The sequence below is a fragment of the Pseudomonas sp. SCA2728.1_7 genome (assembly GCF_018138145.1).
In the GTDB taxonomy this organism is placed as follows: domain Bacteria; phylum Pseudomonadota; class Gammaproteobacteria; order Pseudomonadales; family Pseudomonadaceae; genus Aquipseudomonas; species Aquipseudomonas koreensis_A.
On record NZ_CP073104.1, the window covers coordinates 5,387,864 to 5,407,226 of the forward strand.

The window sequence follows — 19,363 nt, forward strand, 5'->3', positions numbered from 1 at the left end:
GGCATGCCTTTTTGAGATGGGTAAGCGACTTTTAAGATATTAGTCGCAACCCTCGGCGCTGGCTAAAGTCATCACAGGCCTATTAAGGAAGCGCATCGATGAGCGTGGCGGGGTTGTTGAGTGAGTGGGCGTGGGGCCCCGGCGGTTGGGCGGTGATCGGGCTGGGCATCGCCCTGGCTTACATCGTGTTCGGTATCGCCGGATTCGGCACGGCGCTGGTGGCGGGGCCGATTCTGATTCTGTTCATGCCGCTGTCGAAGATTGTGCCGTTGCTGGTGCTGCTGGATTTTGTCGCGGCGTTCGGCAACCTGCTGCCGTCGCGGCGGGATGTGGCTAAACCGGAGTTGTTGCGGCTGCTGCCTTGCATGGCGGTGGGTTGCACATTGGGGGTGATTTTCTTGCTCAACCTCAAATCCGATGTGTTGCTGTTGTTGATGGGATTGTTTATCAGCGCTTACGCGATTTACAGCCTGTGGGTGAAAGCGCGGCCGACGCAATTGTCGGCGGCGTGGGCAGTGCCGATGGGCACGGTGGGCGGGTTGTTTGGGGCGCTGTTTGGCAGTGGCGGCTTTTTATATGCGATTTATCTCAACAGCCGACTGCCGAAAGAGGCCGCCAGGGCCACGCAAAGTGCGTTGATCAGTTGCAGCACGGTGGTGCGCCTGAGCCTGTTTGCCATCGCGGGTGTGTATGCCGAGCTACCCTTGTTGATGCTGGCGCTGTGTTTGTTACCGGCCATGGCGCTGGGGCTGTGGATCGGGCGGCGGTTGACCATGCGTTTGTCGCGCGAGGCGTTTGTGCGGTTGGTGACGTGGCTGGTGCTGGCGAGCGGGCTGGCGTTGATCGGGCGCTACCTCAGCACTTGACCGGATTTTGTCAGGGATTAAGCTGCCGGCCTTTAAGGCCTCTTCGCGAGCAGGCTCGCTCCCACAGGGAACTGCATTCCGATGTGGGAGCGAGCCTGCTCGCGAAGGCGTCAGAAGCCACACCGCAGGACTTTCCATGAATTCGCAAAGCATCATCGTCCCGAAAATCTCCACCCTGCCGGTCCACGAACCCCGGGCCCGGGCGATCGTGCGCTGGCTGGTGCGCAAGAACATCATCAAAGAAGAGCTGAGCACCTGTGGCCGCACCGGCAATCGCATGGCTTACGCGATCGCCGACGGCGCGAGGGCCGTGGTCCTGCACCCGCAAGCGTTGCCATTCGGTGAGCCGATCAATGGGCTGGAGATCGTCACCAAGCGCTGTATCTATACCCCGGCCAAAGGCTTCCTCGAAGAGGCCGGTTGCGCCGAGTGCCGTCGTGAAGTCGGCGAAGCACTGTTCGAAAGCCTCGAAGACTGGTTCCCGGGCCGCACCGACAACTTCACTTGCCCGGAATGCGGGCATGAAGATGACATCAACGGTTTTCTGTTTTTGCAGGAATGTGCGTTTTCCAACCTCGGTTTCATCTTCAACAACTGGCTGGAGGCGGGCTTCAAGCAAAGCTTTATCGACGAGTTCGCCGATTGGCTCGATCAACCTGTCTCTTGGGTCAAGGTGGAGCTGTAGGGCCGGGGATTTCCCGTACATCAGCAACATTGATATTAAGCTGAGTTTTACATTGAACAGCAGGGGGTGTCTGACTATAATGGCGCGCTTCCATTTTCCCGCTCGGGAGCCCCCGCGATGCTGCGTATCAGCCAAGAAGCTCTGACATTCGACGACATTCTCCTAGTGCCTGGTTATTCCGAGGTGCTTCCTAACGAAGTCAGTCTCAAGACCCGCCTTACCCGTGGCATCGAGCTGAACATTCCTCTGGTTTCTGCCGCCATGGACACCGTTACTGAAGCCCGTCTGGCAATCGCCATGGCTCAGGAAGGTGGCATCGGTATTATCCACAAGAACATGACCATCGAGCAGCAAGCTGCCGAAGTGCGTAAGGTCAAGAAGTTCGAAGCCGGCGTCGTCAAGGATCCGATCACCATCGAGGCTGATGCCACGGTTCGTGATCTGTTCGAATTGACCCGCATGCACAACATTTCCGGCGTTCCGGTGCTGCACGATGGCGACCTGGTCGGCATCGTCACCTCCCGTGACGTGCGTTTCGAAAGCCGTCTGGAAGCCACCGTCCGTGAAGTGATGACGCCCAAAGAGCGTCTGGTCACGATCAAGGAAGGCGCGAGCAAGGACGAAGCACGCGAACTGCTGCACAAGCACCGCATCGAGCGCGTGCTGATCGTCGACGACAAATTCGCCCTCAAAGGCATGATGACCGTCAACGATATCGAAAAAGCCAAAGCCTACCCGCTGGCCAGCAAGGACGATCAAGGTCGTCTGCGCGTTGGCGCCGCTGTCGGCACCGGTAAAGACACCGGTGACCGTGTAGCCGCGCTGGTCAATGCTGGCGTGGACGTCGTGGTAGTCGATACCGCGCACGGTCACTCCAAAGGCGTGATCGACCGCGTTCGCTGGGTCAAAGAGAATTTCCCTGAAGTGCAGGTGATCGGCGGCAACATCGCCACCGGCGCCGCTGCCAAGGCTCTGGCCGAAGCAGGCGCTGACGCAGTCAAGGTCGGTATCGGCCCTGGCTCGATCTGCACCACCCGTATCGTCGCCGGTGTCGGCGTCCCGCAAATCAGTGCCATCGCCAACGTTGCTGCTGCCCTTGAAGGCACTGGCGTACCGTTGATCGCCGACGGCGGCATCCGTTTCTCCGGTGACCTGTCCAAGGCCATCGTAGCCGGTGCTTCCTGCGTGATGATGGGCTCGATGTTCGCCGGTACTGAAGAAGCGCCGGGCGAAATCGAACTGTTCCAGGGCCGTTCGTACAAGGCTTATCGCGGTATGGGTTCGCTGGGCGCCATGTCCCAGGCTCAAGGTTCTTCCGACCGTTACTTCCAGGACTCCTCGGCAGGCGCCGAGAAACTCGTTCCGGAAGGCATCGAAGGCCGTGTGCCGTACAAAGGCACCCTGAGCGCGATCATTCACCAGTTGATGGGCGGTCTGCGTTCCTCGATGGGCTACACCGGTAGCGCCAACATCGAAGAAATGCGCACCAAGCCTGAGTTCGTGCGGATCACCGGCGCCGGCATGGCCGAATCCCACGTGCACGACGTGCAGATCACCAAAGAAGCGCCAAACTACCGCGTAGGTTGAGCCTTAAAGCAATAAAGTAAGCAACCGGGGCTGTTTGATTCAGCCCCGAGTTGTTTCTGAATCACGACTGTTTCTGAACGACTTAGACGAGACTGAATCATGGCCCTCGATATTCACGCTCACCGCATCCTGATCCTCGACTTCGGTTCGCAATACACCCAACTGATTGCCCGCCGCGTGCGCGAAATCGGCGTGTACTGCGAACTGCACCCGTTCGACATGGACGAAGATGCGATCCGCGAATTCGCTCCTAAAGGCGTCATCCTCGCCGGCGGCCCCGAGTCCGTGCACGTCGCCGACAGCCCGCGTTGCCCTCAGGCAGTGTTCGACCTGGGCGTACCGGTCTTCGGTATCTGCTACGGCATGCAGACCATGGCCGAGCAACTGGGCGGCAAGGTTGAAGGTTCCGAGCTGCGTGAGTTCGGTTACGCCCGCGTTGACGTGGTCGGCAAGAGCCGCCTGCTCGACGGCATCGAAGACCATATCGACGCTGACGGCCTGTTCGGCCTCGACGTATGGATGAGCCACGGTGACAAGGTCACCAGGATGCCGGAAGACTTCCACATTCTGGCCAGCACCCCGAGCTGCCCGATCGCCGGTATGTTCAACGACGACCGTGGCTACTACGGCGTGCAGTTCCACCCGGAAGTGACCCACACCAAGCAGGGCGGTCGCATCCTCTCGCGTTTCGTCCTCGACATCTGCGGCTGTGAAGCCCTGTGGACGCCGTCGAAGATCGCTGAAGACGCTATCGCCAACATCCGCGCCCAGGTCGGTACCGACAACGTGCTGCTGGGTCTGTCCGGCGGCGTTGACTCCTCGGTGGTTGCCGCGCTGCTGCACAAAGCCATCGGCGACCAACTGACCTGCGTCTTCGTCGACAATGGCCTGCTGCGTCTGCACGAAGGCGAGCAAGTGATGGCCATGTTCGCCGAGAACATGGGCGTCAAAGTCATTCGCGCCAACGCTGAAGAGCAGTTCCTGAACAACCTGGCCGGCGAAGCCGATCCAGAGAAGAAGCGCAAGATCATCGGTCGCACCTTCATCGACGTCTTCGATGCCCAGTCGAACAAACTGGAAAACATCAAGTACCTCGCTCAGGGCACCATCTACCCGGACGTGATCGAGTCGGCTGGCGCGAAAAGCGGCAAGGCTCACGTGATCAAGTCGCACCACAACGTGGGCGGCCTGCCGGAAGAGATGAACCTGAAACTGGTCGAGCCACTGCGCGAACTGTTCAAGGACGAAGTCCGTCGTCTGGGTCTGGAACTCGGCCTGCCGTACGACATGGTCTACCGTCACCCGTTCCCGGGCCCGGGTCTGGGCGTGCGCATCCTCGGTGAAGTGAAGAAGGAATACGCCGACCTGCTGCGTCGCGCTGACCACATCTTCATCGAAGAACTGCGTAAAGCCGACTGGTACCACAAAGTCAGCCAGGCGTTCGTGGTGTTTCAGCCAGTGAAATCGGTTGGCGTTGTTGGCGACGGCCGTCGTTACGCTTGGGTAGTTGCCCTGCGTGCCGTGGAGACCATCGACTTCATGACCGCGCGTTGGGCTCACCTGCCTTACGAACTGCTGGAAACCGTCTCCGGCCGCATCATCAATGAAATCGAAGGCATCTCCCGCGTCACTTACGACGTGTCGAGCAAGCCGCCGGCGACCATTGAGTGGGAGTGATCCCGCTGCAGGTTGATTAACGAAAAACCCTTGGCCTGAAGCCAAGGGTTTTTTCGTTTCATGCCCTGAAAAAACAGTTAGCTGGGTATGCGACTTTGCAGGGTCAAGCCGATCTCTATCAGGCGCTGGGATAACGCACCGATGTCACGGAACATGATGCCGCTGATCCGCGGCATCGACTGTGCCCAGATGTAAACCTGACCATCCCCTCGGCGATTCACCATGGTTCGAACGATATTGCCGTCGCTGTTGCGACGCACAAGCGTGTATGCATTCTGCGTTTTTTCGAGCATGAACATGCCGTTGCGATTCAGCAGTGTATTCACCGTTGCCTCAGTCCACTGCGGCACAGGTGTTTCGATCTGCAAGCGCAAATCCGCGAATAGAAAGTCGGATGAGTTGCGCGTCGATGCCCCGTTATCAAAAGGGCCCCGAGCGACTTCCAGTCCCGGGTCGATGCTGATGCCGGCCGTTTCGGTGGACGTCGCTTCTTCAATCCGTAAACCGATGCCGCCCCTGAGTTCGCTTATGCCTGGCAGATTTCTGAAGGTATTGGTGTTCGGTGCCTCGACCAGGGCTACCCATTTGCCCGGCCTGTTGAGGAGTTCGTCACCCCACATGATTTGCGAGGCAAGCCGGGCGTGGATCATCTGCTCTTCGATCGAAGTCAGCGGTACCTTCAGCTTGTAACTGTGCGCGACTTCAAGACCTTGGGTGCGGATGCCATTGGCCTGGGCAGCCTTGATCAGTTCAAGCATGTTGAACCGGCCATCAGGGTCGGTACCCAGGCTGGACAAGTAGCCTCGAAGATCCTCTGACATCTCTCCCGACAGGTGAAATTCGTTGAGATCTGTCTGGGCAAAATCGCTCAGCAATCCCCGCACGTACAGTGTGTCGATATGCCGTGCGAACGCCGGCATGTTTTCGATCATGAAACGCATGCTGGCGATGCGATCAAGGGTTTCGCCGACGACCAGTCCATCGGTATTGGCAAAGATGCGATCAATCAGCTCAGCCGTCTGCATCTCGACATCGATTTGCGGGATGACTGGCCGTGCGGGCAGGTTGGTCCAGTTCAGCTCTGAGTAATACTCTTTGGCCTCGTTCAGCAGGGACGTGCGTCTTTCGCGGAAATGGGCCGCATATGTATCGGCCGTTGATGGTTTACTGCGGTTTGCACTGGAGAGCTCGGTGAAAGTTTCAGGCAAGTTCATGGCCCATCTTTTCATTTTCGCCATGTCCACTCCTGCGATGTCGTTGAGGGGAGTCACCAGGCGCAGTGGTCGCGCGACCGGTGAAACCGGGTCGACGAGGGGAAGCTCCGCTGACGGCGTTGCTGTAGCCGGGGCCGAGGACGAGGACTGGTCGGTGTCCAGGAAACCAGCCTTGCCCACGCATTGGCCGCCTCCCCTGAGACGCAGCGCAGGTATGCGTTGCCACTTGCCGCTACTGCCGAAGCGGACTGGCAACGAGTAAGCAAACTGATTAGGTCGCTCGGGATCGACGATGGCCCAGTTGCCAGCGTCTTCGGAGTCGGCAAAGTAGCGCACGTAGTACGCGGTACCCTCCATTTCAATGGCATGGCCCGGCTCCTTGTCCAGGCGGTAAATCCCCTCATATTTGCCTGGCGCTGCCTCTACAGAACGGTGGGCCAATATCTCATTGCATCGATATTTGGCAGGAATCCTTGGAACAGACCAATCTTGGCGCGCAGCCGCCGTGGCCAACTGCCGGGTGGATTCGAGGGTAGTCTCGATGGCGATTTCGTTTGTCAGCTCAACGGGCACTTCTGGATCAACTACCGGGATTGGCGGTTGATCCAGAGGCGGCAAGAAGGGTGTGTCAGGCGAAGTGAACTCGATCAATCCGCGCATTTCTTCAGCTTCGGCAAACTCCACCTGCGGGCCCACTTCAAGTTGCGCGCCAGTGCTGATCAGAAACGGAATGTTGAACACAATGTCGATGGCATTGAGCACTGCGCCAGTAACACCGGCCTTGCGTTCGGTTGGCGTAGTGCCGTTGATGGCCTGATCGATGTTCAATCCCATGTTCGCGATGCTGGCGCCAATCAAAGGCAACGCCACAGGCCAGCCCACTGCTGCCATCGGACCGAATACTTTCAAACCGGCACTCAAATAACCGATCCAGAGTTTTTTGCGCAGGTCACTGTTGGACGTGAGCGCCAGGTGCGCCTCGGCAACCATGCCCGAGCGTGTTGACTCGCTCAACCAAGTGAATGCGTCACCGCTGATCGCGACGTTGCTGCGATTGATCATGCGGTGATCGCTGTGACCCCAGGTGCTGACCAGACGGTTCATCAGATCGGTGAGGTTTTCGTTGAGGTGATGGCGGTCAGCCAGCGGGAAATGCTGGAGAAATGCCGTGCGCTTGTCGTCTGAATTCATCTGCTCAAGTATCCACCAATGCAGATCCGCTTCATCGTCCTTGAAGAGGAATGCCCGGGCCTCGCCTGGCAAGTAAAGGGTCTGCCGGCCGCTGCTTTCCACCAGACGCAGCGCATTGACGGCGACGTGGCCATCGAGATCCAAGGCCCGCACTTCAGCACCGACCGGGTGTAACGCTTGCAGCATTTGCAAGGTGACGGGCCAGGTGACGGGCCCGATTACCGAGCCGACGATGCGCTGAAAATCAGTGCCATCAAGGTCACCCTGCTGCAGCGCCTGCACCGCCAGACTGAGAAAGTTGCACTTTGCCAAGACGCGGAAGTTATCCGACGAGGTTTGCCAGAATCTCGCCAGTTGACCTGTGTAGCGCGCGCTGAAGTCGACATCCCAGAATGCCCTCAGCACATCGCTGCCGAGCAATCGCACTTCATTGCTCTGATTGAAGTTTTCCGCCTCCGGGCCATCCGAGTAGAAGCCGCAGTAGAGGCCAAGGAGATCTGCGTTGTCTTGATCGGTCGCACGAAAGCGATGGATCACCAACTGCGTGAGGGTGAGCGTTTCATAAGGCTTTTCCAGCATATGCTCCCAACCCGTGAAGGTCAGCGAGCTGCTCTGCGCCGTTTTGAAACGGTGGAAGTAAATCCGGTCGGGATCGAGGCCGGACAGTCCTTTTTCCGCCAGGATTTCGTTGGCGACTTGCCGGGCTGCGTCGAGCAAACTCGGGCAGGTCTGCACGATAGTCGCGGCAATGGCTTTGAGGGCAGTTTTGTCCGCTGCGTTTGGCAGGAGACGTCGTTCGGGGGCGGTCATATGTTCTTCATCCTTGAGAAACAAAAACTGAGCATGACCGATTTGCTCAAGGGGAGTGCACTACCCGGCTACCGCATATTGTCCCTCATGTTCAACCGGAGAGCCTCAATCAGGGATCCGGCTACGCAATATCAGTCCGGTATCGGACAACCGCTGAGACATGTCCTTCAGATTGGCGAACGCGATGTCATTCACACGCTGCCACGCAGGTCGGAGGAGCGAGACCTTGCCGTCACTCAATCGAGTTATCGGCGTGCGCTGGAGCATGCCCTGTTTGCTGCGGTGGATCAGCGTGTAGCTGTCGCCCGCTTTTTCAAACAGATACATGCCACGCCTATACAAAAGATTCTCCAGCGTCTCCTCGCTCCAGGCCAGCTCGGGTGCCTGGACTTTCAAGCGCAAGTCGGCGCGCAGAAGATCCGGATTTCCTTGCCTGACAGTGCCACCGGGCGAGCTGCCGCGTGGTACTTCAATACCCGGATCGACATCCACGCCCAGCTCTTCACCAATGCCGACTTCATCGATTCGCAGACCGATTGCTCCTTTCAACTCACTGATGCCCAGCAGTCCTCTGAAGGTATTGGTGTTGTGAGCATCCGTCACTACGATCCATTTTCCCGGGCTGTTGAGGTAGACATCGCCGGTCATGATGTCGTTTGTCAGATAGGTGCTCATCATCTGCTCGTCGACGGCGGGCAGCGGGGTTTTCATTTTGTAGCTGGCGGCGCAGTCGATCGCCTGGACCCGAACCCCGTTCGCTCGTGCGACCTGGACCAGTTCCAACGGGTTGAATAGACCGCCGGGATCGGTGCCGAGGCTGTTCAGGTAAGTGCGTAAATCCACGGTCATCTGGCCGCTGATGAAGTAGCGGTTCAGTTCAACCTGAGCGAAGTCACTGAGCAGCCCGCGCATGTAGAGGGTTTTCGCGTGGCGAGCCAATGCCGGCATGCTTTCAATCAGAAAACGCAGGCTGGCGATGCGATCAAGGGTTTCTCCCACCACTAGCCCTGAAGCACTTTCAAAAATCCCGTCGACAAGATCGGCCAGCGTCATCAGGCGGCTGATTTCGCGCATTGCCGGACGAGCAGGCTGAATAACCCACGGCAGGTTCCTGAAAAAGCCTCGGGCTGAACTCTGCAGGAGTTGGCGTTTGCCGGCGGCATACAACTCGAACGGGTCGTCCATGCCGAAACCGCCAGCACCGTCGGGCTGCAGTTGGGCATGTGTTTCGTTGAGATTCAGTGCCCAGGCTTTTATCGAACGACGCACCGGCGGGTCGATGTCGTAGGCGCTGGTCACCGGGCGCGGGGGCCGTGATGTCGACGATTGCGGTTCTGCCACTGGTTGTGCGGGCGTCTCCGGTGATACCGGTTCGAAGGTATCGAGTTCGATATCAGGGGCGCATTGCTTGCCCATGCACTGACCGCCTCCCTTGAGGCCCAGTGCTGGCATGCGCTCCCATTCACCTTCGCCATTGAGACGGACAGGCAGGGCGTGGACGAGCTGGTTGGGTCGCTCGGGGTCAATGATCGCCCAGTCACCACTGCCCCGAGAGTTGGCGAAGTAGCGCACGTAGTACGGAGCGTCATTCATCAGGATGGCGTAGGGCGGATCAGCGTCGAGACGGTAGATTCCGTGGAACTTCCCGGACTCCTCGCCGAGTGCCGTGCCGTCGAGCAACTCGTTGCATTGATAACGTTCGGGTACCGCTGGCGATGGGGCGTTCTGCGCAGGAATCAGCGTCGTTTCATCGACATTTGGCAGGGTGATTTCGGCATCGTCCGGCACCATGATCTGCATTGGCTTGTCAGCCTCGGAGGGAGGATTCAGCGCTTCGCTGTACTCGGCCATTTCTGCGGCCTGTGCCGCATCGACTTCGGCGCCAATCTCCAGCAGTGGTCCGGTGCCGATCAGCAATGGAAGGTTGAATAACAGGTTGATGCCACTCAGTACCGCCCCCAATACGCCGGCCTTGCGTTCGGCGTTGGTCTTGCCGTTCTGCGCCTGATCGATATTCAGGCCCATGCTGGCGATGGTCGCGCCTATTACCGGCAACGCCAGCGGCCATCCGACAGTGGCCATCGGCCCGAACACCTTGAGACCCGCACTGAGATAACCGATCCACAACTTTTTGCGCAGATCGCCATTGGATGTCAGGGACAGGTGCGCTTCTGCGAACATTGCCTGGCGGGTCGAGTCGCGTAGCCAACTGAATGCATCATCGCTCAGCACTTGGTTTGTACGGTTGATCAGATGATGGTCGGCCCGGCCCCAGGTGGCCACCAGGCGATTCATCAGATCACTAATGTTCTCGCTCATCTGCTGACGATCGGCGAGAGCAAAATGATTCAGGAAGGTCGCGCGGCGTTTTGCGTCGTTCAGCTGATCCAGCACCCACCAATGCAGGTCCGCCGCCGTTTCCTTGACCACAAATGCCTCGGCTTCATTGGGCAAATAGATAATCTGCCGGCCGGCGGGGGCGACGAGGCGCAGCAGTTGCGGGGCGACGTGCCCGTCAATGTCGAAGGCGCAAACCTCTCCCGTTGGCGTGTGACTCGCTTGCAGCATGCTCAAGGTGACCGGCCAACTGAGAGGCCCCACCACGGAATCCACCAGCCATTGAAAGTCACTGCCGTTGAGCTGCCCAAGATCCAGAGCCTGCACCGCACGGCTAAGGAAATTGCACTTGGCCAAGGTGCGGAAATCCTCGCCGTGACTGTTCCAGAAGTCCGTCAGAATGGCCGTGTAGTGCCCACTGAAATCGAGGTTCCAGAACGCCTTCAAGACCTCATTGCCATGCAGGCGCACCTGGTTCTTTTCGTCGAAATTCTCAGACTGCGGACCTTCCGTATAGAAGCCGCCGTACAGATCGAGAAGATCGGCATTGTCCTGGTCGGTGGCGCGAAAACGATGAATCACCAACTGCGTCAGGGTCATCGATTCGTAGGGTTTTTCGCGGATGTGCTCCCAGCCGGTAAACGAGCGGGTACTGCTCTGGGCCGTCTTGAAACGATGGAAATAAACCTCATCCGGATCAAGACTCGACAAGCCTTGGGCTTCCAGCAGATCACGGGCCGCTTCACGGGCAGCGTCCTGCAGGCCGGGGCAGTTCTGCACGACGGTATAGGCTATTCGCTTCAGAGCAGCCTTGTCGGCCGCGTTCGGCAGAGGGCTTGGTTGGGTGGCGTACATGCTTTCTCCATCCTTGAGAAATGAAGGCCGAGCATGGCCGATTCGCTCAAGGGGAGTGCACTACATATGTACCGCACATGATCGTTGAAAACGTGCCGGGGTCAGCGCCGTGCCACGTCGGAAAAGTAGAACTTGTCCAAGGTGTGCCGCGATTCGGTGTACTCGAACTGACGACCGTCCTGAAGGAAGGTCTGGTTGCTGACCACGATCACATGGCTCTGACCGTCGAGGTCCAGGTGCAATTGATCATCTTTGCTGCGCGGCACCGCTTCGATGGTGCGTTGCGCGTAGGCAATCTGTAACTGCAGGGTCTGTTCGATATGGGCGTAGATCGACTGTTCGGCGATGTCGAGCGACAGACCGGGAATCACTTCGCTGACGAAATGGTTGATGTCGAGGATGACCCGTTTGCCATCGATCCGCCGCACCCGCTTGATCCGCGTGATGAGGCTGCCCGGTTCGGCATGGATATGCTCGAGCAGGGCGCCTTCGAGCGGGATCTGACTCAGTTCGACCACTTCGGTGCTGACGTCGTTGCCCAGGCGTGGGTAGGTTTCCTGAAAGCTGACGATGCCACCGAGCTGAAACTCGATCGGGTTGGTCGAAAGCACGAAGGTGCCCTTGCCGTGGATCTTCTGCGCAAAGCCGCGTTCCTGAAGCAGTTCGATCGCCTTGCGCACCGTGCCACGGCTGGCCTGATAGCTGTCCATCAGTTCGGTTTCGGAAGGCAGGCGGGCGCCGCGCTCCAGGCGTTCAGTCGTGATGCTGGCCAGCAGATCGCTATAGATCTGGTTGTATTTGCTCATGGGTAGGCTCGGTGCCGACTGTGCTCAAAGCCACGAACCTTAAGGCCAGGGTAGGGCTTTGTCCATGTGGACGATGGAAATCACCTTAGGGCTGAGTAGGAAAATTCGTCTTCGGTCTGGCGGGAATATACATAAACAAACTCGTCTGTACGAGTTGTTGCATTAACTCGTACAGACGAGTATTTTTCGCTTCGGCGTGCTGCCAATAACAACAATCCATAGCGGAAGAACTAGCATGAGCCACGACTACCCGAATATCGCCAGGCAATTGCTGCAAAGCCTCGGCGGCAGCGAAAACCTCGAACAGGCTGCCCATTGCGTCACGCGGTTGCGACTGGCCCTGAAGGACCCGAGCCTGGTCGACACTGCCACGCTCAATCAGATCGATCTGGTCAAAGGCTCGTTCTTCACTGGCGGCTTGTATCAGGTAGTCATCGGTCCGGGCGAAGTGGAAAAGGTCTATGCCGAACTGCGTCGCCAGACCGGTCTCGCGGCGTCGACCATCGCTGACGTCAAACAGAAAAGCGCCGAAAAGATCAACGCCGTGCAGCGGCTGGTGCGGGTGTTTTCCGACGTGTTCATGCCGATCCTGCCGGCGCTGATCATTGCCGGCCTGTTGATGGGTATCAACAATCTGCTGGGCGCCAAAGGCATGTTCATCGAAGGGCAGACCCTGCTCGATGCCTACCCGAAACTCGACGGGCTGTGGAGCCTGATCAACCTGATGGCCAACACCTCGTTCGTGTTTCTGCCGGCGCTGGTGGGCTGGTCGGCGGCCAAACGCTTTGGCGGCAGCGAGATCCTCGGCATTGTGCTTGGCCTGATGCTGGTACATCCGGATCTGCTCAACGCCTGGAACTACGGCAAGGCCGTGGCCGGGCTGGACGGGCAGCAGTTGCCGTACTTCGACATTCTCGGTCTGTTTCAGGTGGAAAAGGTCGGTTACCAGGGGCAGATCCTACCGATTCTGCTGGCGGCCTACGTGATGAGCGTCATCGAAAAATGGCTGCGCGCGCGCGTCCCCAACGCCATTCAATTGCTCGTGGTGCCGATTACCACCATCGTCGTCACCGGCGTGCTGGCGCTGGCGGTGATCGGCCCGGTGACCCGCCACATCGGCATCTTCATCACCGAGGGGCTGGTCATGTTGTTTGACCTGGCGCCGATGGTGGGTGGCGCGATTTTCGGTCTGCTGTACGCGCCGCTGGTGATCACCGGCATGCACCACATGTTTCTCGCGGTCGACCTGCAATTGATTTCGACCCAGGGCGGCACCTTCATCTGGCCGATGATCGTCATGTCCAACCTCGCACAGGGCAGTGCTGCCTTGGCGGTGTTCTGGATGACGCGCAATGCGCGGGACAAGAGCATGGCGTCGACCTCGGCGATTTCCGCCTACTTCGGTATCACCGAACCGGCGATGTTTGGCGTCAATCTTCGCTACAAGTTTCCGTTTTACGCCGCGCTGACCGGCTCGGCGCTGGGCTGTGTGTTTCTTTCGTTGAACAAGGTTCAGGCCTCGGCCATTGGCGTTGGTGGCCTGCCGGGATTCATCTCGATCATTCCGCAGTACATCCCGATGTTTGTGCTGGGGATGCTGATTGCCATGCTCGTGCCGTTTGTTCTGACCTGTGCATTGAGCATGAAGATTGTCCGGCCCGGTTATCGGGTTGCCTGATCAAGCACTTTCGCGAGCAGGCTCGCTCCCACAGTTGATCGCATTTCAATGTGGGCGCGAGCTGCACGGACTTATTGAAGGAGTTGTGCCATGCAAGACTGGCAACGTTCGGTGATCTACCAGATCTACCCGAAGAGTTTTCATAGCCACGCCGGCAACCCGACAGGTGATCTGCTCGGTATCGTCGCCAAGCTCGACTACCTGCACTGGCTGGGTGTCGATTGCTTGTGGATCACGCCGTTTCTGCGTTCGCCGCAGCGTGATAATGGCTACGACATCAGCGATTACTACGCCATCGATCCGAGCTACGGCAGCATGGCCGACTGCGAGCTGTTGATCGCCGAAGCGGGCAAGCGCGGGATCAAGCTGATGCTCGACATCGTGGTCAATCACACCTCGATCGAACACGTCTGGTTCCAGCAGGCGCGCAGCAGCCTCGACAATCCTTACCGTGACTTCTATATCTGGCGTGATCAGCCGAACAACTGGGAATCCAAGTTCGGCGGTTCCGCCTGGGAGTACGAGGCCCAGACCGGTCAGTATTACCTCCACCTGTTTGACCACACCCAGGCCGACCTGAATTGGGACAATCCCGAGGTCCGCGCTGAAGTGTTCCGGATGATGCAGTTCTGGCGAGACAAGGGTGTGGGCGGTTTTCGTCTGGACGTGATCAATCTGATCTCCAAGCCTGAGGACTTTCCCGAAGACAGCAGCGATGGCCGCCGCTTTTATACCGACGGGCCGAATGTCCACGCGTACTTGCAGCAGATGCACCGCGAAGTCTTCGAAGGGCACGAGCTGATCAATGTCGGCGAGATGTCATCGACCAGCCTCGAACACTGCATTCGCTATTCGAATCCGCAGTCGAAAGAACTGTCGATGACCTTCAACTTTCACCACTTGAAAGTCGATTATCCGAACCTGCAGAAGTGGGTACGCGCCGACTTCGATTTCCTTCAGCTGAAGAAAATTCTGTCCGACTGGCAGACCGGCATGCAGGCCGGTGGCGGCTGGAACGCGCTGTTCTGGTGTAACCACGATCAGCCGCGCGTGGTCTCGCGTTTCGGCCATGACGGCGAGTACCGCGAACGCTCGGCGAAGATGCTCGGTACCGCGCTGCATTTTCTGCAGGGCACGCCGTTCGTCTATCAGGGCGAAGAATTGGGCATGACCAATCCGGGGTTCGAATCGATCGAGCATTATCGCGATGTCGAGACGCTGAACATCTTTCGCCTCAAACGTGAAGCCGGTAGCAGTGATGCCGACAACATGGCGGCGATCATGCAGAAGTCCCGTGATAACGGCCGCACGCCGATGCACTGGGACGCTGGGCCGAACGCCGGTTTCAGCAGCGTCGAACCGTGGATCGGAGTACCGGCCAATGCCGCGCAGATCAACGTCGCCCATCAGCTCGACGACCCGGACTCGGTGTTGCATCACTACCGCCGTCTGATCGCGCTGCGCCGCAGCGAATCGTTGATCACCGACGGGCTGTACCAACAATTGCTGCCTGAGCATCCGCAGGTCTGGGCGTATGTGCGTGAAGGTGACGCCGAGCGTTTGTTGGTGGTGAACAACTTTTACGGGACAACCTGTGAAGTGGAGTTGCCGGCGACGGTCATCAGCGAGTCGATGAGCCAGCGCCAGTTGATCAGCAATTATGCGGACGGGCCGTTGCGCAAGCGCCAGGTGACTTTAAGACCTTACGAGTCATTCGTTCTGCACCTGATCGATCCCTGACCGTTAACTAAAAAAACAGCTTTCAAAACAACACGCAGAGCACTGCGCGGGGGATTTCTGCGCGCCGAATTCATGCAACCAGACAATAAAAACAATGGGGTGGCTTATGAAAACAACAATAAATCGCAGCCTTGCAGTCGCAGGTTTTTGCCTGGCTTTACCGCCAGCGTCACAAGCGCTGGAGTTTGGCGGCTACTTGCGCAGCGGTGTCGGCACGTCGGTCAACAGCAGCGGTCAGTCGTGCTTCCAGTTACCCGGTGCGCAGACCAAATATCGTCTGGGTAACGAGTGCGAGCAGTACGGTGAACTGGAGTTGCGTCAGGATCTGTACACCCTCGACGATGGTTCGGTCCTGAGTGTCGACGGCATGGCCTCGCTGTATAACCGCTACGACCGCAGCCCCACGTTCAAAGACGACAATGGCTCGATACGCTTGCCGCAAGCCTACGCACAGTGGTCGGCAATGCCGGCGCTCAATGGCGGTTCACTGTGGGCCGGGCGCCGCTACTACAAACGGAATGACATCCATATTTCCGACTTCTACTACTGGAACCAGAGCGCCACCGGGGGCGGGGTCGAAGACGTATTGATCGGCGACCTTAAATACAGCTACGCCTTCTCGCGCAAGGACAATCTGTACCAGAAGGACTACATCAATCGGCATGACTTCAACGTCGCCGGTTTCAAGAGCAACCCGGGCGGTGAGCTGGAGTTCGGCCTGAGCTATATCGACAAGCCCGACAGCCGCGATGCCCACCGAGGCTGGGCGATCACCACGCAACATGTGCAAAAGGATTTTCTCGGCGGCAAGAACAAACTGGCCCTGCAATACGGTGAGGGGCCGGGCACCGGGCTGGGGTATACCGGCAACGTCAAACTGGACGACAACAATAAAAGCTACCGGATCGTCGAGTTTTTCGACTGGCAGGTGACCCCGCGTTTTGGCGGACAAATCGCGGCGGTGTATCAGAAAGACATTCGCCCGGACGGTGCCGATCAAAACTGGATATCGTTGGGGATAAGGCCTGCCTACGCGCTCAGCGAACACTTCAAACTGGTCACCGAACTGGGTCACGATCAAGTCGAAGCACCGGGCGGCACGCGCAAGCTGAGCAAGTTCACGTTTGCCCCGACCTGGTCGCCCAAAGGCCCGGAGTTCTGGGCGCGTCCCGAAGTGCGTCTGTATTACACGTATGCCACCTGGAACGAGGCGGCGAAACGTGCGGCCAACGAACTGGCGAAAGGCTCGGCATTGTCTGACACCGGCGCTTTCGGCACCGCTCGCCACGGTGCGAATGTCGGATTGCAGGTCGAATACTGGTGGAAATAAGCGATGCTGATGGAGCGTCGTGCTCCATCGGCACTTCAAAGAACAAAACTGCAGGTGACGTCATGGCCACACCCCAACCTTTGCAACTGCTGGCTCCCTTGTCCGGTGTCCTGATGGCGCTCGAGCAAGTGCCCGATCCGGTGTTTTCCGGGCGCGTGATCGGCGACGGTCTGTGCATCGATCCGACCTCGTCGACCCTTTGTGCTCCTATGGCCGGAATTGTCAGCAACGTGCAAGCCAGCGGGCATGCCGTGAGCATCACCGATGACAATGGTGTGCAGGTGTTGATGCACATCGGCCTGGATACGGTGAACCTCGGCGGGCAAGGTTTCACTCGCCTGGTCGAAGAGGGGCAACGGGTTGCCGCCGGGCAGGCGCTGATCGAGTTCGATGCCGATTACATTGTTCGGCATGCGCGCAGCCTGATGACGTTGATGCTGGTGGTCAGCGGTGAGCCGTTTACCTGGCTGGTCGCGTCGAGCGGACAGGTCGAAAGTGCTCAGCCGTTGCTTGAAATAGCCAGCACGCAGGCACTCAGCGAGGAAGCAGTGGCGGCAGAAGGTCAGGCCGTTTTCTCACTATCATTGAAACTGCCCAACCCCAATGGTCTGCACGCGCGCCCGGCGGCAGTGTTCGCGCAAGCGGCAAAGGTCTTCTCGGCAAAGATTTACCTGCATAAGCAGCAGGCTCAAGCCAACGCCAAATCGCTGGTGGCGATCATGGCGTTGCAGACCGCGTTCGGCGACAGCGTGCAGCTCAGTGCGGTGGGCGAAGACGCTGATGCAGCGATCGAGGTGCTGACTCGACTATTGGCCGAAGGCTGCGGTGAAACGGTAACGGCAGTGGCGCCTACCGAGGTCGTCGTCGCGCTAACGCTTCTGCGGGGCGTCTGCGCGTCACCCGGTTCGGCATTGGGCCAAGTGGTGCAGATCAGCGAACCGGTCTTCGACGTCAGCGAATTTGGCGGCGGAGCAGACGTCGAGCGTGCGGCCCTCGCCAATGCCCTGATCGAAGCCGATCTGGCCTTGCAGCATTTGCGTGATACCGCTGCTGGTGTAGCCGAAGCCGAGATCTTCAAGGCCCATCAGGAACTGCTCGAAGATCCGGGTCTGCTCGATCAGGCGCAAGCGTTGATCGACGAGGGCAAAAGTGCGGCGTTCGCCTGGCGCGCCGCCACTGAAGAAACCGCGATCATGTTTCGCCAGCTCGGCAGTGCACTGCTGGCCGAACGGGCGGCGGATCTGACCGATGTCGGGCGCCGCGTGCTCAAACTGCTTCTAGGGATTGGCGAGCAGGCGCTGGAGCTGCCGCAAGGGAGCATTCTGATTGCCGATCAATTGACGCCGTCGCAGACCGCCGGTATCGATACCAGCAAGGTACTGGGTTTCGCTACGGTCGGGGGCGGCGCGACCAGTCACGTGGCGATTCTTGCACGCGCCTGTGGCCTGCCATCGATCTGCGGGGTGCCGGTGCAGATGCTTGCGCTGAGCAATGGCACTCAAGTACTGCTCGATGCCGACAAGGGCGAACTGCATGTGTATCCGGACTCGGCGGCGATCAAACAATGGCAGGCGCGCCACGCGCAACAGCGCCAACGCCACGAGCATGAGCTGGCCAATGCAACGCTCGCGGCGCGCACCCGTGACGGCCATCACGTCGAGGTGTCGGCCAATGTCGCCTCTTTGTCTGAAACCGAGCAGGCCATGGCCTCGGGGGGCGCGGGCGTCGGTCTGCTGCGTTCGGAGTTTCTCTACCTGGGCCGCAACCACGCGCCGAGCCATGACGAACAGGTCGCCACTTACAGCGCGATCGCTCGCTGCGTGGGGCCTGCGCACAATCTGGTGGTGCGCACCCTCGATGTCGGCGGCGACAAACCGCTGGCCTACGTACCCATGGACAGCGAAACCAACCCGTTCCTCGGCGTGCGCGGCATTCGCTTGTGCCTGGAGCGCCCGCAATTATTGCGAGAGCAGTTCCGCGCCATGCTCGGCTGCTGCGATCTGACACGTTTGCACATCATGTTGCCGATGGTCACGCAGCTGTCGGAGCTGCGTCTGGCGCGGCAGATGCTCGACGAGGAAATCCTCGCGCTAGGGCTAACGCAACGGCCGAAACTGGGGATCATGATCGAAGTGCCGGCCGCAGCGCTGATGGCGGATCTGTTTGCGCCGCTGGTGGATTTCTTCTCGGTCGGCACCAATGATCTGACGCAATACACCCTGGCGATGGATCGCGATCACCCGCGCCTGGCCAGTCAGGCGGACAGTTTTCATCCCTCGGTGCTGCGTCTGATCGCCATGACTGTGAAGGCCGCGCATGCCCATGGCAAATGGGTCGGCGTGTGCGGGGCGATGGCCTCTGAACGTCTGGCGGTGCCGCTGTTGCTGGGTTTGGGTGTGGACGAACTGTCGGTGAGCGTGCCGATGATTGCCCCGGTCAAGGCAACAGTGCGCGAGCTTGCGCTGGCGGATTGTCAGATCATCGCCCAACAGGTGCTCGGTCTGGAAAGTGCCGGGCAGGTGCGCGAGGCGTTGCAGCTGTTTCACGAGGCAACCGTCGATACTTTGCGGGTTCTGGAGAACTGAAC

At 58.9% G+C, this 19,363-nt stretch carries 11 protein-coding genes; 8 read left to right on the forward strand and 3 right to left on the reverse strand.

Annotated elements, in window-relative coordinates; translation table 11 throughout:
- The first annotated feature begins 98 nt into the window (after window positions 1–98).
- The 4 genes from KBP52_RS24250 (at window position 99) to guaA (ending at window position 4,815) form a co-directional block, all read left to right on the forward strand.
- A complete protein-coding gene (locus KBP52_RS24250; protein ID WP_212621115.1) occupies window positions 99–866 on the forward strand; it encodes a sulfite exporter TauE/SafE family protein in 768 nt (255 codons plus the stop codon).
- A gap of 136 nt (window positions 867–1,002) precedes the next feature.
- Window positions 1,003–1,551 (forward strand): sugar ABC transporter ATPase, encoded by a 549-nt coding sequence (locus KBP52_RS24255; RefSeq protein ID WP_077574417.1) that lies wholly within the window; start codon window positions 1,003–1,005, stop codon window positions 1,549–1,551.
- Between the two features lie 117 nt (window positions 1,552–1,668).
- A complete protein-coding gene (gene guaB / locus KBP52_RS24260; RefSeq protein WP_007916845.1) occupies window positions 1,669–3,138 on the forward strand; it encodes an IMP dehydrogenase in 1,470 nt (489 codons plus the stop codon).
- Window positions 3,139–3,237: 99 nt separating this feature from the next.
- Complete coding sequence (gene guaA / locus KBP52_RS24265) at window positions 3,238–4,815, forward strand: glutamine-hydrolyzing GMP synthase (protein ID WP_007916833.1); 1,578 nt, start codon at window positions 3,238–3,240, stop codon at window positions 4,813–4,815.
- A gap of 77 nt (window positions 4,816–4,892) precedes the next feature.
- Here the strand turns inward: guaA and KBP52_RS24270 are convergent, their stop codons facing one another.
- The 3 genes from KBP52_RS24270 to treR form a co-directional block, all read right to left on the reverse strand.
- Window positions 4,893–8,030: a membrane-targeted effector domain-containing toxin gene (locus tag KBP52_RS24270; protein WP_212621116.1), complete on the reverse strand. Its 3,138-nt coding sequence runs from the start codon at window positions 8,028–8,030 to the stop codon at window positions 4,893–4,895.
- Window positions 8,031–8,135: 105 nt separating this feature from the next.
- On the reverse strand, window positions 8,136–11,222 hold the full coding sequence (locus tag KBP52_RS24275; RefSeq protein WP_212621117.1) for a membrane-targeted effector domain-containing toxin: 3,087 nt from the start codon (window positions 11,220–11,222) through the stop codon (window positions 8,136–8,138).
- A 101-nt stretch (window positions 11,223–11,323) separates the two neighbouring features.
- Window positions 11,324–12,028 (reverse strand): trehalose operon repressor, encoded by a 705-nt coding sequence (gene treR / locus KBP52_RS24280; protein ID WP_034156275.1) that lies wholly within the window; start codon window positions 12,026–12,028, stop codon window positions 11,324–11,326.
- A gap of 235 nt (window positions 12,029–12,263) precedes the next feature.
- Here treR and treP point away from each other — a divergent pair, with 235 nt between their 5' ends.
- From treP to ptsP, 4 genes are all read left to right on the forward strand, one after another.
- Window positions 12,264–13,706: a PTS system trehalose-specific EIIBC component gene (treP, locus tag KBP52_RS24285; RefSeq protein WP_212621118.1), complete on the forward strand. Its 1,443-nt coding sequence runs from the start codon at window positions 12,264–12,266 to the stop codon at window positions 13,704–13,706.
- A 90-nt stretch (window positions 13,707–13,796) separates the two neighbouring features.
- Window positions 13,797–15,446: an alpha,alpha-phosphotrehalase gene (gene treC, locus KBP52_RS24290; protein WP_137218368.1), complete on the forward strand. Its 1,650-nt coding sequence runs from the start codon at window positions 13,797–13,799 to the stop codon at window positions 15,444–15,446.
- Window positions 15,447–15,552: 106 nt separating this feature from the next.
- Window positions 15,553–16,776, forward strand: a complete 1,224-nt coding sequence (locus KBP52_RS24295; RefSeq protein ID WP_116033168.1) for a carbohydrate porin — start codon at window positions 15,553–15,555, stop codon at window positions 16,774–16,776.
- A gap of 62 nt (window positions 16,777–16,838) precedes the next feature.
- Window positions 16,839–19,361 (forward strand): phosphoenolpyruvate--protein phosphotransferase, encoded by a 2,523-nt coding sequence (gene ptsP / locus KBP52_RS24300; RefSeq protein ID WP_212621119.1) that lies wholly within the window; start codon window positions 16,839–16,841, stop codon window positions 19,359–19,361.
- The last annotated feature ends 2 nt before the right edge of the window (window positions 19,362–19,363 follow it).